Origin of the sequence: Nitrosomonas sp. (assembly GCA_016703745.1) — a bacterium.
In the GTDB taxonomy this organism is placed as follows: domain Bacteria; phylum Pseudomonadota; class Gammaproteobacteria; order Burkholderiales; family Nitrosomonadaceae; genus Nitrosomonas.
In genome coordinates this window covers 1895375-1908304 of the sequence record JADJBK010000006.1, presented here as the reverse complement: position 1 = coordinate 1908304, position 12930 = coordinate 1895375, and the positions used below count along the sequence as shown (strand labels likewise).

Genomic DNA, 12930 nt, shown 5'->3' with positions numbered 1-12930 from the left:
TATTGGACGTACCATGATGCTAAAAAAAGTAGGGGAGTATCATGGACTATCGTTATGGAAGTCACACAGTTTTCAAGATACAGTACCATTTTGTATTTGTAACAAAATATCGCTATAAGGTACTGAGAGGTGACATAGGACTGAAGGTCAGGGAACTGATAAGGCAGACGTGCGAGGCATTTGAAATAGAAATTCTGAAAGGTGTTGTCAGTCAGGATCATATACATGTATTGGTATCTGCGCCACCAAACATGGCGCCCAGCGAAATAATGAGGCGCATCAAAGGCAGAACTTCTACGAAGTTGTTTGAAAGTTTTCCGGACTTAAAAAACGCTACTGGGGGCGCCATTTTTGGGCGCGAGGGTACTTTTGTGTAACATCAGGAGAGCTGACAGAAGAGATGATCCAAAACTATTTGGAGCATCATTTTGAACCTAAAGGTGATGATAATTTCAGTACCGAAAGCTAAACGGGTCTTAAGACCCGTATCCTGACTTTAGTCATTGTCACTAACCCACCAGCTTTAGCTGGTGGTTGTTTAGTCCTGGTTAATAATGAACCTCAGTCACGCCTCCAATCGAACCCTCGGAGTGCGACTCGCGCTATGCAGTCGACTGGGAGGCGGTAACGCATGACCCAATCCGAGGCACAAACCCGGTCAGAGTTGATCAACCAGCAACTTGCGCAGTCCGGCTGGAACATCAAAGATCCCACTCAGGTTGTCGAGGAGTTCGACATCCTCACCGCCTTGCCGGAAGGCGTGGCGGAACCGCGTACGTCTTATGAGGGTCACCAGTTCAGCGATTACGTTTTACTGGGAAAAGATGGCAGACCCCTGGCTGTGGTGGAAGCCAAAAAATCCAGTAAAGATGCTGCCATTGGCCGTGAACAGGCCAAGCAATATTGCTACAACATCCAGAAGCAACTGGGCGGTGAATTGCCGTTCTGCTTTTATACCAATGGGCACGAACTCTATTTCTGGGATCTGGAAAACGCGCCACCGCGCAAGGTCGTCGGCTTTCCCACGCGCAACGATCTGGAGCGCTTTGCCTACATTCGCCGCAATCGCAAACCACTGACTCAGGAATTGATCAACACCGCCATCGCGGGTCGGGATTATCAAATCCGCGCGATTCGATCGGTGCTCGAAGGCATTGAGCAAAAAAAACGTGATTTCCTGCTGGTGATGGCCACCGGCACCGGTAAGACTCGCACCTGCATTGCCCTGGTCGATGCACTGATGCGTGCTGGCCACGCCGAGAAGGTATTGTTTCTGGTCGACCGCATTGCACTGCGCGAGCAGGCAATCGGAGCATTCAAGGAACATTTACCCAACGAACCGCGCTGGCCCCATGTGGGCGAAAAATTGGTTGCCAAAGACCGCCGCATTTATGTTGCCACCTATCCCACCATGCTCAACATCATCCGGGATGAGGCACAGCACCTGTCTCCGCACTTCTTCGATTTCATCGTCGTCGATGAGAGCCATCGCTCCATTTATAACACCTACGGCGAGATCCTCAATTACTTCAAAACGACCACCTTGGGACTCACAGCCACGCCTACCGACATCATTGATCACAACACCTTCAAGATTTTTCACTGCGAGGACGGCCTGCCGACCTTTGCCTACACCTTCGAAGAAGCCGTAAACAACACGCCGCCCTTCCTCAGCAGTTTTCAGGTCATGAAAATTCAGACCAAATTCCAGATGGAAGGCATCAGCAAGCGCACTATCTCGCTGGAAGATCAGAAAAAACTACTGCTGGAAGGCAAAGAAGTTGAAGAAATCAACTTCGAAGGCTCGCAGTTGGAAAAACAGGTCATCAATAAGGGCACAAACACTCTGATTGTCAGGGAATTCATGGAGGAATGCATCAAAGATTCCAATGGTGTGCTGCCTGGCAAGACTATTTTCTTTTGTTCGACCAAGGCGCATGCCCGCCGTATCGAAGAAATTTTTGACAAACTCTACCCGCAATACAAAGGCGAATTGGCTAAGGAACCTCTGAAAAACAAACATTCTGAACGGCAGTCACTCAAAAACTGACCACTACTTCAAATAGTGACGCTGATTTTTATGAAAACAGCCGTTCCTCTCTGGAAACAAGCTCATTTACTGGCTTGTTTTCAAATTTCAGACGCAACAAGACATCGACGTTCATAAGCATCACCACGGATGACGTTGGCAATGGCTGTCAGGAAGGTCAAACGGGCCGCATTTTTGGCCAGGCCGCGATAGCGATTTTTAGCATACCCAAAGCGGATTTTGATATCCCGAAACACGTGTTCGACTTTGGCGCGGCGTTTCGCCAGCTCACGGGCGGCACCGCGCAGTAGTTGAGCCGCCCCGGAATCGTCTTTCGTGAGCCTGGCCAGTTTGCCCGGACGCATCGCGATCACGCAGGCTGGAGGGCTTTCCGCCGGCATCTCCGGGCGTTTATCCAGCCCCTGATATCCGGCATCGCCATGAACAAACTGTTCCTCGCCATGCAGCAGGGCGGCGGCTTCGGCAACGTCGCTGACATGCCCCGAGGTTACTTTGAGCGTATGCACCAACCCGGTTTCATGATCGACGCCGATATGAAACTTGCTGCCGAAAAACCATTGATTGCCCTTTTTGCTGGAATGCATTTCTGGATCACGCGACCGGCTCTTATTTTTGGTTGAAGTCGGCGCGGCAATCAGGCTGGCATCGACGATGGTGCCGGCTTTCAAGAACAACCCACGCTCACCCAGCGTTTGGTTGATGACCTGGAAGATCTGATCCATTAACCCGTGTTTTTCCAGTAAATGCCGAAATTGCAAAATGGTGCTTTCATCCGGCACGGCTTCCAGACGAATGCCGCAAAAACGGCGCAGTGATTCAATCTCATACAGCGCATCTTCCATGCCCGGATCGGAATAGTTGTAGATAATTTGCGCAACATGCGCGCGCAGCATCAATTCCAAGGCAAATGGTTTGCGGCCACGCCCATTGCCTGGCGCATAGTGTGGTTCAATAACATCAATCATAGCCTGCCAAGGCAATAATCCATCAAGTTGATCGAGAAACTTCTCGCGGCGCGTGACTTTGCCCTTATTGGCGTATTCGGCATCAGCAAAACTCATCTGTTGGTAAGGTTTCATGAATAGCTTCTCGAAAAAGTTTGATGCAGAATTATATTACTTGCGGGGAATTAATCAGAGGTTCCTTAGGGCGAGGTTCGATGTCTTTTTCCAGGGCATCGGCATGCAAATCAATCATGCCCGGCAGCAGATAACGATTACCCAGATCCATGACATGCGCGTCTTGCGCCAGAATCGGATCGATTGGCTCAATGCTGGCAATCAAACCATCCTCAATCAATAAACTGGCGTGTTCCACAATGCGATCAGTCAATACCAGACGCGCGTTGTTAATCAAAAAATTCATGGTTGGCTCCAAAAGTTGACTTAAGTATTAGCTGCTGGCACAGCAAGTTCCACCACGTCATCCGCTAAACGCTGGACCAGATCAGTATGGTGAAAAATCGCCAGCATGCCGGTGCCGTGCGCTTTCTTGCGTTGAATCAGCGCCACGACACGATCCGTGGTGCTGGCATCCAGACTGGCGGTTGGCTCATCCAGCAGTAACAGCCGGGGTGAGGCGATCAGCCCACGCGCCAGATTGACTCGTTGTTTCTCACCACCGGAAAAGGTTGCGGGTGGTACTTCCCACAGCCGCTCGGGGATGTTGAGTTCGGTCAGCAGTTCGGCGGCGCGTGCGCGACCTTCCATTCGGTCAATCCCTTGCTGATACAAAGGCATTGCCACCACATCCAGGGTTTTTTGCCGGGGTAAGGTGTGTAAAAACTGGGTCACGAAACCGATTTCCTGTCGCCTGAGTTCAAGTATGTGATGTTCGGACGCCAAGGCCAGATCCAGGGTGGCGCCCGCCGTGGTTTCATAGAGCAGGCGGCCACTGCTGGGCAGATAGGTTCGGAAGATACTTTTCAGCACCGATGATTTACCGGCGCCGGTAGGGCCAATCAACGCCGTCAGCCTGCCGGAATAAACAGACAAATTAACCTGCGACGATGACGGGATGACTTTGTTTTGCTCGTGCAGAAAAAAAGTCTTGGACAAATTTTCAACACGTAATAGCGGTTTTCGGATCATGATCGATGTCCTCACAGTGCCGAAGCGACCAGTTGTTGCGTGTAGGCATGTTGTGGGTCTTCGAGAATCTGGTCAGTCAACCCGCTCTCGATCACGCGTCCGTATTTCATCACCAGCGTGCGCCCGGCCAGCAGCCGAATCACGCCCAAATCATGCGTCACTACGATCATGGCGGTATCCAGCTCGGCCTGGATTTCCAGAATCAAATCCAGAATTTTCGCCTGTACCGACAAATCCAGCCCCGTCGTCACCTCGTCCAGAAACAGCAGCGGCGGCTGAGTCGCCAGCGCCTTGGCGATTTGCACTCGCTGCTGCATGCCGCCGGAAAAGTTTTTCGGCAATTCATCCATGCGCTCAGTCAACACTTCGGTGCGCGCCAGCAATTCGCGGGCGCGCTCGCGAATCTCACGGTAATTCATCACCTGGCTCATCAATAGGCGCTCGGCAATATTACCGCCTGCGGAAATATCAAAATTCAGCCCCAGATTGGGATTTTGATAAACCATGCCGAAACGATGGTTGCGCAGGCTGCGACGCTGTGCCGGATTGAGTTTGAATAAGGATTGCTGTTCCGATTCATCATAAAAGATGGCGCTGCCGCTGTAGGGCATTTGATCAAAATACAGGCATTTGACCGCTGTCGATTTGCCGCTGCCGGACTCGCCCATGATGCCCAGAATTTCACCTTTATAAAGGTCGAAACTTAAATCGTGCAAGGCGACGATGCTGCCGCAATGCGGGCAGATATTGGTCTCAAACTCGGGACCGGTGCTGGTGAAACATAAAGTACAGCCCGAACCGTAAACTTGCGACAACCCCTTGACTTCCAGAATCTTATTCATGCGCCAACTCCTGCTGCTGTTCGCAATAATCGCTGTCGGAACATTGATAAATCCGTACACCGTGTTCATCGATAAACTCATCCAGAAAGCTTGTCTTTGAACCGCACAGCCTGCACGCTCTGCGTTCGCCATTACTATCGGTAAAATCTTCAATGCGAAACGGTACGTCATCGAACGCCAGCGGCTCGGCCGGGCAATGCGGCGGTACCGCGTAGATTTTTTTCTCACGTCCCGCGCCAAACAGAATCAAGGCATCGGAGTTGTTCAGTCTGGGCACGTCGTAACGCGGAATCGGCGACGGGTCGATGATGTAATGACCGTTGATCCGGGTCGGATAACGATGGGAAATGGTAATTTCGTCAAACTTGACGATGTCCTCGTACAGCTTTACCAACAGCCGTGAATAATCGGCCTCACCGTGCATGATTTTGCGTTTGTCTTCGCTGGGCTCGACGATCACCAAGGCATCCGGGTAAGGCACTTGCAGCACCAGAATCTGGTCGGCACGCAAAGGCTGTTCCGGTATCCGGTGACGCGATTGAATTAGCGTGGCTTCCTGCAAGCGCGTAGTGGTATCGATGCCGGGGCAAGTCATTTCGATAAATTTGCGCAAATTGACGGCATTGACCGAATCGTCGGAACCCTGGTCGATGACTTTCAGCGTGTCATCAATGCCGATCAGGGCCAGCGTCAATTGCAGACCGCCAGTACCGAACCCCCGCCCCATCGGCATTTCACGGGATGAATACGGTACCTGATAGCCAGGAATGCAGATCGCTTTAATGATGCTGCGGCGTATTTCACGCTTGGCGTATTCGTCCAGAAAGGCGAAATTAATGTCACTCATCATTGGCCTCCTGTTTTTGTCGCGTGGTGCGCAGGCGATCCATATCCGACTGGAAGGTGACGTAATGTGGCATTTTGTAGTGCGAAGCAAAGCCCATCGAATCAATGCCGTCCACATGCAGCAATACAAATTCCGGGTCTTCCGATGGATTTTCCGGCCCATCCTGCATGCCTTTTTGCAAGGCACGGTCCAGAATCGCCATAGAAATCGCTTTGACCTCGTTATGGCCGAAGCAAGCGCCGTAACCCAGCGTAAAGGTCGGCAAGGCGTTCTTGTTTTCATTATCCTGATACATCGCGACCACTTCACATTCGGTCATCAGCACCTCGCCTGCTTCGACCAATTCACCGGTGATCGGATGCGGCAGCATGACCGGCAGATAACCGACCCGCAGTTCCGCCACGGTCGGATGCACGTCGCCGTAACCGCGCATGTTGGAATAAGCAATCGCCAATAATGAGCCGGTTTCGCCGCGCGCCATGGTCGCCAGGGCCGCTGAGCGGGGCACCGGAAAAATCAAGGGTTCGCGGGTAATGTCAAATGGTTGTTCGCGCGCAGCCTGGTTGATCTTGGGCAACAGCCCTTCGGCGCGTAAGCTATCCAGCACTTTCGGGAAGGAATCCGGCACCGTCTGTTCTGGCAACCCGGCAAACAGGGTTTTGGCGATGGCTTGAAACTGTTCAGGGCTTTCGTTCAGCAATTCCATGCGCAGCAGGCGTAGCGCGTAATCGGTAGTCGGCCCTAACATCTGTCCGCCGGGAATATCCTTGAACGACGCTGAAATCCGCCGAATCAGGCGCATGTCAGTGGTATCGTGCGCGGCTGTTTCCAGCAGCCGAGGCTTGGTGGAACGATAAGCGCGTAGCGCGAAACTGGCTTCCAGCGTATCTCCCAGACTCTGTTTGATGGCCAGCGCGGCGAGTTTGGGGTGATACAGGCCGCCTTCCGACAGAATGCGTCCGTGCAAAAAATACAGTTGATTTTCAATGGTGGCGATATCGAGAGGCACAGCGCCTTCCGCTTGTCTGACTCTCAGGTACTCCATGGCATCGGCAGCGCCTTCGATGGCTTTGCCACCGCCTTTAATGGCGACATAACCCATCAGTTTTCCTCCGTAATACGTGTGGTTCTGGGTACAGCAACAAGGCCGTCATCCGCGATCAGCAGCATGTCAACCCCCATGGGGAAAGCACTGTTCCACTGTGAACGCTGTTGAATCCAACCCGAATCCAGTCCTTGCAAAGACAGGGTTGCAAAGGTCTCGATGCCGGGACCGCTTAACCGATAACGCGGGTTGCCCGCGCAGACGCTATCCACCAGCACTATCAGAGTCGCGCCGTATTCCGGGCTGGCCAGGGTGCCCAGGCGAGGTTCAAAATCCACGGGCCGGGCACCCTGGCAGATAATGTACATTGCCTGTTCCAGCTTGCTGGGCCTGAGTTGCAGGCGCAGCAAGTCGTTGTCAGTCAGCAGGCCGTGCGGGTCGGCCAGACTGGTTTCGCCATCGATCAGCGTGGCCAGCACGCCCAGCGCATCGCGCCCGCCAGCATTCGGAAGCGCCACGATACTACCGGGGCGAGAAAATGCGTTCAGCAGTTGCCGAAAGGTCTGTTGTTGAAAATCGGCCTGCCAGATTTTGTCAATCATCGTCGTCATCCTCAGCCGCGTTGAGCAGCGCAAAATCCACGCGGGTTTTGGCCAGCATGGCATTGCGCACTGCCTGCTGTTCGGATAATTGCTGCAAGCCCATCTCCAGTAATTGATGCAAAGCCTGCCAGCCGGGCAATTGATGCGCCAGAACAGCATCGCACACCGCCAGCAGTTCTATTTTTTCGCTGTCGTCGTCCAGCAGTTGAGCCGCTCCTTGAAAGCGCTCGCCATCGCTGGTCACGAGTTCCACCCAGGCGCTGGCAAGCGGTATTTCACCAAGGAAATACGGGTCGTTAAACGCGCTGTCGCGTAATTGCAGCATCGCCAGGCCGGTTTGCGTGAGCTGTACCGGCTGAATCATCCATGGCGCGCCCCATTCATCGAGCCATGCCTTGAGCGTTTGTTTGGGCTGGCAAGCCAAGGCTTTGGGCCAGTCGCATCTGGGTATATTCATTAGTTCAGTGCCTTTCTTAACCAGGATGACATGTTGTCAATCACGATAATGACGATCAAAATCAAAATGATCAGCGCTGAAGCCTCGTCGTAATTAAACAGGCGCAGCGCATCGTGCAATTCCAGACCAATCCCGCCTGCTCCTACCAGGCCGAGTACCGTGGCCATGCGCACATTGCGATCAAATATATACAGTATGTTACCCACAGCCTCTCGCAACATGGAAGGCCAGGCGGCGAACATGATTTTTTGGGTAAAACCGGCACCGACCGCTGACAGGGCTTCATATTTTCCCGCAGGTACCCGCTCCATGTTCTCCGCAAAAAATTTACCGAGAAAACCGGCGGTGTGAATTGCCAATGCGAATATCCCTGGCATGGGCCCCAAGCCGAATGAACTGACAAAAATCAGCGCCAGCAATAGATCGGGCATGGCACGCATGAAATTCAGCACCTCGCGGGCAATCCGGTAGGTCAGGGCATTGGGCGTTAACGGGCGGGCTGCATAAGGCGCCAATGTGATGGCGATAATGAAGGCTAATACCGTTCCCCAAAATGCCGTCAGCAGGGTTTCCAGAATTAAAACTAGATAACTAGATATGTTGCGAAAATCGGGCGCGCCGTAGCGGCTCAGATATTCAGCCATATCTTCGACGCCATAAAGCAGATCCTTGAATTCAATGCCGATATCGACCACGATGAGCCACAATAGCGCCAACATCAGACTGAACCACAGCGGCAACCAGTTTTTGGGTTTTTGAGGTAATGACTTAGTGAACATTGAGCAGGTCTCCCAGAGCTTTTCGCCGGAATACGTCGGATAAGCGATCCAGCAGCGTCACCAGCAGATAAATGGAAATTGCGATCATGCCAATACGTTCGTAATTGAATAAACGCATGCTCATCACCATGTCATAACCGATGCCGCCAGCGCCTACCAGGCCAAGAATAGAGGCAGCGCGCAGGTTGTGATCGAGGATATACAATAACGAGCCGATAAAATCCGGCACGGCTTGCGGCAACATGGCGTAGAGAATGCTCTGAAATTTATTGCAACCGGTTGCCTCCAGACCTTCAATGGCCTCGGCGCTGACGACTTCAATGGCCTCGGCAATGAACTTGCCCATAAAGCCTACCGTCACCAGCGCAAGCGCCATAATGCCGGGCAGCGGCCCCAGGCCCAGCGCTGACACGAACACCAGCGCCCATACCAGTTCCGGTAACGCGCGAATGGAACTCAGCAGATCTCGGCTGAAACGGTACAGCCAGGGATGCGGACTGGCGTTCCTGGCTGCCAGAATACCCAGTGGCAGTGACAGCACTATCGCCAATGCGGTTGCCAGTAGCGTCATTTCAACCGTCTCCAGCATTTTTTTACCCAGTTGCGGCAAATAGTCCCAATCAGGCATCACCCAGAGATGTTGAGTAAAATCCAGCAGGCGAGGCATGGCGCTGAGCAGTTTGTCCGGCGACATGCCAACCACCGATGCCGTGAAAAACATCAATACCAGCGGCAATGCTAAAGCCAGCACCGTTACGACCGGTGGCTTGCCATCAGGCGTGGGCCAGCGCCAGTTTATCTGCATGACGGCTCTCCAGAGGGGTGGTAATGCCGTAAATAACGGCTAGTTTGGACGGACCCAAATGCTCGGGGCTGCCATCAAACATTACGGATCCGGCATTCAAGGCGATGATACGATCGGCATATTGTCTGGCATATTCCACCTGATGCAGGTTGACGACGACGGTAATGCCCTTCTCGGTACAAATTTTGCGCAATAACGCCAGCACATCCTCGCTGGCTTTCGGATCAAGGCTCGCGACAGGTTCATCGGCCAGAATCAGCTTGGGCTGCTGCGCCAGGGCACGGGCAATGCCCACGCGTTGCTGCTGTCCGCCCGACAGCTTGTCGGCACGACTCCAGGCCTTGTCCAGTAAATCGACTTCCCTGAGTGCCGCTTCGGCGATCTGAAAATCAGATTGGGGGAACAAATAGAACAAACTGCTTAGCCAGCCTCGCTCGGCCAGCCGCCCGATCAGCACGTTAGTCATGACGTTCAGGCGATCGACCAGATTGAATTGCTGAAACACCATGCCGATGCGCGCACGGACTCGGCGACGGTTACGCGGAGTCAACACTTCACCATCGATGCTGATTTCGCCACTGGATGCGGGATCGAGCGCATTAATGGTTCTCAGCAACGTCGATTTACCTGCGCCGCTGGGACCCAGTATGGCGATGAATTCTCCAGCTGCGATATCCAGATTGATATTTTTCAGGGCACAAAAACCATCTGGATAAGTTTTGGTGACGTTTCTCAAAGTGATGCAGGCCATACGGTATCCTCAGGATAAATGACAAGACTCAGCCTGTTAAAGGGTGACGCCATCCTTTGCATGCAACTGAGTGGCTTAATTCAAATTGCTGGAGTTACTTCAATATTTGCTCGCGAATCAGACCCAGCTCGCTGGCCAGATCGCGAATTTTCTGATACTCCGCCGGTGTTGTTGCCACGTATTCGCTGAGCTCGCCATAGCCTGTCACTTCTTCCATTTCCTTGTGGGCGTTTAAAATGGCCTCGCGAATTTTACGTTTCATGTTTTCCGGCAGGTCTTTGCGATAAGTCAAAGGCGCGCCTGGCAGGGGGTCGGATTTCAGCAAAATCCGATTAGATTGTTTGGTGATCAACCCTTTTTTCAACATCTTGTCGTAAGTAATGTCATTGTCTGCCGCTGCGTCAACCGATTTGTTCTTAACTGCCATTTCCGCCGCATCATGTGAACCGGCATAGGTGAATTGACCGAAAAACTCTTTTGGCATCATACCGGTGGCTTGTTTTACCATATAAGCCGGAATCAAGCCGCCCGAAGCGGAGGCAGGGTCGACAAACGCGACGCTTTTGCCTTTCAAGTCCTGAATCGATTGCGCATTAGAGTCTTCCGGTACTACAAATATCGAGCGGTAAGTCGATAGGCCAGTATCCGAGTGCACGCCCACCGCAAAGGCCTCGGCATTGGCTTCCCGTTCGGCCAATATATAAGTCAGTGGGCCAAACCAGGCAATATCCACCCGGCCTCTTTTCATGCTCTCAATAACGCCAGCATAATCGGTTGCCGTAAAAACTTTAATGGGTTCTCCGATTTTTTGTTCCAGATACTGACGCATCGGCTCAAATTTCTGAATCATTTCTTCATTATTTTCCGCCGGAATAAGCCCTAACACTAAACCTTTGGCGTCAACGATGGTTTGCATACTCAACGTCGCCAACAGCGCGATGGTTAATTTTAACTTTTTGAAATTCATGACAGATTCCTGAATCATTAAAAATAAAAAACGCTATGGAAGGTCAATGGAAACCTGCGACCTGTCTGCCCGAAAACGCGCCAGCGAATATTCGATGGGCTGCTGCGTGTTACGGTCGATGTTGATCGTTTTTATTTTCAGTATCGGCATATGCCGTGGCATCGCCAGCAGCAGACCGTCTCCATCAAGTGGCAGGGTGGCGCTGATTGTGCTGCTTCGTCTTATCGGATCAATACCCATACTTTTCAAAAAAGCATGCAACGAACCGTTTTGATAATCGCGTACTCCATCACCCAGGCGTTTGAGCGGCAAGTAATGAGAAATCAAACAAAATGGTTTGCCATCAACCTGACGCAAGGTTTCCAGCCACAGCATCGGCTCGCCTTCATCGATTTGCAAGCGTTTGGCTACGTTGCCTTTGGCCATAATTTCCAGCTTGCGCAGTAAGCGGGAATCGCTGGTTTTTCCCAATGCTTCCAGGTTCTCGGTAAAACGGCTGTGTTTGCCGATTGCATAATCGACCGGCGCATCCAGCACGAACACGCCTTTGCCATGCACTCGCTCGACCAACCCCAAATCTACCAGCTCATCAATACCACGGCGCAGGGTGTGGCGATTGACTGAAAATCGATCCGCCAGCTCCTGTTCGGAAGGCAGGCAATCACCCGCCTGGTAATGCTGTAAAACGTCTTGTTGCAGACTATCGGCGATTTGCCGGAAGATGGGTTTGCCGTGCTTTCTATCCAACATGCTATCTATACATATCTATATGAGTTGCGATGCGGTGCATGGTAGCTGGAAAATGTGATGGTTTCATGACAATGCTAACGTGCTTCTGGCTGCGTTAAGATTTGATCTATGCTCTGCCGTTAGACTCCATCCCTATGCAGTGCTAAATCTCCTCTGATGCCGCTTATGAATAATCTTAGCCTGTTTCTCACTGCCATCTCACACCCAGACTGGAACATGAAGATGCTGCGCGGCCTGGCGATCAATTTCGCTCATTTCGCCCAAGCACTTCCGGAAGCTCCGAAGATCAGATTTGAGAAATCACTTGGTATTTTCACGATATAATCGCAATTAATTGTTGCAAAACATAAGGTTATTTTAATAAAATTTTGTACTTGGGTACAGTATGGTTAACCTGGTAAAGCAGAATTACCAGGAACCAGAAAGCTATTTTCTTGTACTATTACGAGTGATTAACACATGATGCAAGCCTGATTAACATGAGGGAATAAAATGGATTTGAAGAAATGGACGAATGAAAAATTAGCGACAACTCGCGATGAAATTGATGCCTGGTCACTCAAATACTCGAAATCGGTCTGGAGCGGGAAAATTGGTATTTTGGTCGGGCTGCTCGGAGCATTTGCCATTTCGACCGGGATAGTTTTTATATTTTTTGATGGCCTGGATGTAATGAATCTGGTTCTCATTATCTTAGGCTCGATCGTTTGCTTTACCTGGTACAAAACCGAAAAACAGCTCAAAACCAATACCGGATTTCTGGCTGAGATTAAAACTGAAATTGCCCGTCGTGCGAAAAAACAGGAACAATCATCTGATCAGTAGGTAATAGAGCGTCTCTAAAAATTAGGCACCTCAAATAAAGCGTGATGCGAACAAAAAATATGGCTATGTCATCGTTAATTGTTGGTCACTGCAAATAAACACTATTTATCATTTATAAAC

The 12930-nt window shown here is 51.4% G+C and carries 14 protein-coding genes and 2 pseudogenes; 3 read left to right on the top strand and 13 right to left on the bottom strand.

Annotated features, from left to right (window positions below):
- Positions 1 to 41: 41 nt before the first annotated feature.
- Positions 42 to 469 (top strand): annotated as a pseudogene (tnpA, locus tag IPG31_10155) (IS200/IS605 family transposase).
- 162 nt (positions 470 to 631) lie between these two features.
- Positions 632 to 2002 (top strand): annotated as a pseudogene (locus tag IPG31_10150) (DEAD/DEAH box helicase family protein).
- Between the two features lie 128 nt (positions 2003 to 2130).
- On the opposite strand, the gene IPG31_10145 reads toward IPG31_10150, so the two are convergent.
- From IPG31_10145 to phnF, 13 genes are all read right to left on the bottom strand, one after another.
- Positions 2131 to 3111 (bottom strand): IS5 family transposase, encoded by a 981-nt coding sequence (locus tag IPG31_10145; protein ID MBK6618691.1) that lies wholly within the window; start codon positions 3109 to 3111, stop codon positions 2131 to 2133.
- Between the two features lie 49 nt (positions 3112 to 3160).
- Complete coding sequence (locus IPG31_10140; GenBank protein ID MBK6618690.1) at positions 3161 to 3415, bottom strand: hypothetical protein; 255 nt, start codon at positions 3413 to 3415, stop codon at positions 3161 to 3163.
- A 20-nt stretch (positions 3416 to 3435) separates the two neighbouring features.
- Complete coding sequence (gene phnL, locus IPG31_10135) at positions 3436 to 4140, bottom strand: phosphonate C-P lyase system protein PhnL (GenBank protein MBK6618689.1); 705 nt, start codon at positions 4138 to 4140, stop codon at positions 3436 to 3438.
- Between the two features lie 11 nt (positions 4141 to 4151).
- A complete protein-coding gene (locus tag IPG31_10130) occupies positions 4152 to 4982 on the bottom strand; it encodes an ATP-binding cassette domain-containing protein (protein ID MBK6618688.1) in 831 nt (276 codons plus the stop codon).
- Complete coding sequence (locus IPG31_10125; GenBank protein MBK6618687.1) at positions 4975 to 5832, bottom strand: alpha-D-ribose 1-methylphosphonate 5-phosphate C-P-lyase PhnJ; 858 nt, start codon at positions 5830 to 5832, stop codon at positions 4975 to 4977. The genes IPG31_10130 and IPG31_10125 overlap by 8 nt, the downstream gene beginning before the upstream one ends.
- The gene (locus IPG31_10120) at positions 5822 to 6931 is read right to left on the bottom strand and encodes a carbon-phosphorus lyase complex subunit PhnI (GenBank protein MBK6618686.1); all 1110 of its coding nucleotides are present in this window, start codon (positions 6929 to 6931) and stop codon (positions 5822 to 5824) included. The genes IPG31_10125 and IPG31_10120 overlap by 11 nt, the downstream gene beginning before the upstream one ends.
- On the bottom strand, positions 6931 to 7485 hold the full coding sequence (gene phnH, locus IPG31_10115; GenBank protein MBK6618685.1) for a phosphonate C-P lyase system protein PhnH: 555 nt from the start codon (positions 7483 to 7485) through the stop codon (positions 6931 to 6933). The genes IPG31_10120 and phnH overlap by 1 nt, the downstream gene beginning before the upstream one ends.
- Positions 7469 to 7933 (bottom strand): phosphonate C-P lyase system protein PhnG, encoded by a 465-nt coding sequence (gene phnG, locus IPG31_10110; GenBank protein ID MBK6618684.1) that lies wholly within the window; start codon positions 7931 to 7933, stop codon positions 7469 to 7471. The genes phnH and phnG overlap by 17 nt, the downstream gene beginning before the upstream one ends.
- On the bottom strand, positions 7933 to 8712 hold the full coding sequence (gene phnE / locus IPG31_10105; protein ID MBK6618683.1) for a phosphonate ABC transporter, permease protein PhnE: 780 nt from the start codon (positions 8710 to 8712) through the stop codon (positions 7933 to 7935). Before phnE (IPG31_10105) ends, phnG begins: the two co-directional genes overlap by 1 nt.
- Positions 8702 to 9517, bottom strand: coding sequence for a phosphonate ABC transporter, permease protein PhnE (gene phnE / locus IPG31_10100; GenBank protein MBK6618682.1), 816 nt, complete (start codon positions 9515 to 9517; stop codon positions 8702 to 8704). Before phnE (IPG31_10100) ends, phnE (IPG31_10105) begins: the two co-directional genes overlap by 11 nt.
- Positions 9486 to 10268, bottom strand: coding sequence for a phosphonate ABC transporter ATP-binding protein (phnC, locus tag IPG31_10095; GenBank protein MBK6618681.1), 783 nt, complete (start codon positions 10266 to 10268; stop codon positions 9486 to 9488). Before phnC ends, phnE (IPG31_10100) begins: the two co-directional genes overlap by 32 nt.
- Before the next feature lie 94 nt (positions 10269 to 10362).
- Positions 10363 to 11235: a phosphonate ABC transporter substrate-binding protein gene (gene phnD / locus IPG31_10090; protein ID MBK6618680.1), complete on the bottom strand. Its 873-nt coding sequence runs from the start codon at positions 11233 to 11235 to the stop codon at positions 10363 to 10365.
- A 33-nt stretch (positions 11236 to 11268) separates the two neighbouring features.
- Positions 11269 to 11985 carry a phosphonate metabolism transcriptional regulator PhnF gene (gene phnF / locus IPG31_10085; GenBank protein ID MBK6618679.1) on the bottom strand — a complete coding sequence of 239 codons (717 nt, stop codon included), beginning with the start codon at positions 11983 to 11985 and terminating at the stop codon, positions 11269 to 11271.
- A gap of 492 nt (positions 11986 to 12477) precedes the next feature.
- Here phnF and IPG31_10080 point away from each other — a divergent pair, with 492 nt between their 5' ends.
- On the top strand, positions 12478 to 12810 hold the full coding sequence (locus IPG31_10080; GenBank protein MBK6618678.1) for a hypothetical protein: 333 nt from the start codon (positions 12478 to 12480) through the stop codon (positions 12808 to 12810).
- Positions 12811 to 12930: the final 120 nt, after the last annotated feature.

Excerpts from the sequence above, each read along its gene's own strand:
- phnF (MBK6618679.1), bottom strand. The coding sequence starts at position 11,985 with ATGTTGGATAGAAAGCACGGCAAACCCATCTTCCGGCAAATCGCCGAT.
- phnC (MBK6618681.1), bottom strand. The coding sequence starts at position 10,268 with ATGGCCTGCATCACTTTGAGAAACGTCACCAAAACTTATCCAGATGGT.
- phnE (MBK6618682.1), bottom strand. The coding sequence starts at position 9,517 with ATGCAGATAAACTGGCGCTGGCCCACGCCTGATGGCAAGCCACCGGTC.
- phnE (MBK6618683.1), bottom strand. The coding sequence starts at position 8,712 with ATGTTCACTAAGTCATTACCTCAAAAACCCAAAAACTGGTTGCCGCTG.
- IPG31_10080 (MBK6618678.1), top strand. The coding sequence starts at position 12,478 with ATGGATTTGAAGAAATGGACGAATGAAAAATTAGCGACAACTCGCGAT.
- IPG31_10130 (MBK6618688.1), bottom strand. The coding sequence starts at position 4,982 with ATGAATAAGATTCTGGAAGTCAAGGGGTTGTCGCAAGTTTACGGTTCG.
- IPG31_10125 (MBK6618687.1), bottom strand. The coding sequence starts at position 5,832 with ATGATGAGTGACATTAATTTCGCCTTTCTGGACGAATACGCCAAGCGT.
- IPG31_10140 (MBK6618690.1), bottom strand. The coding sequence starts at position 3,415 with ATGAATTTTTTGATTAACAACGCGCGTCTGGTATTGACTGATCGCATT.
- phnH (MBK6618685.1), bottom strand. The coding sequence starts at position 7,485 with ATGACGACGATGATTGACAAAATCTGGCAGGCCGATTTTCAACAACAG.
- IPG31_10120 (MBK6618686.1), bottom strand. The coding sequence starts at position 6,931 with ATGGGTTATGTCGCCATTAAAGGCGGTGGCAAAGCCATCGAAGGCGCT.
- phnD (MBK6618680.1), bottom strand. The coding sequence starts at position 11,235 with ATGAATTTCAAAAAGTTAAAATTAACCATCGCGCTGTTGGCGACGTTG.
- phnL (MBK6618689.1), bottom strand. The coding sequence starts at position 4,140 with ATGATCCGAAAACCGCTATTACGTGTTGAAAATTTGTCCAAGACTTTT.
- IPG31_10145 (MBK6618691.1), bottom strand. The coding sequence starts at position 3,111 with ATGAGTTTTGCTGATGCCGAATACGCCAATAAGGGCAAAGTCACGCGC.
- phnG (MBK6618684.1), bottom strand. The coding sequence starts at position 7,933 with ATGAATATACCCAGATGCGACTGGCCCAAAGCCTTGGCTTGCCAGCCC.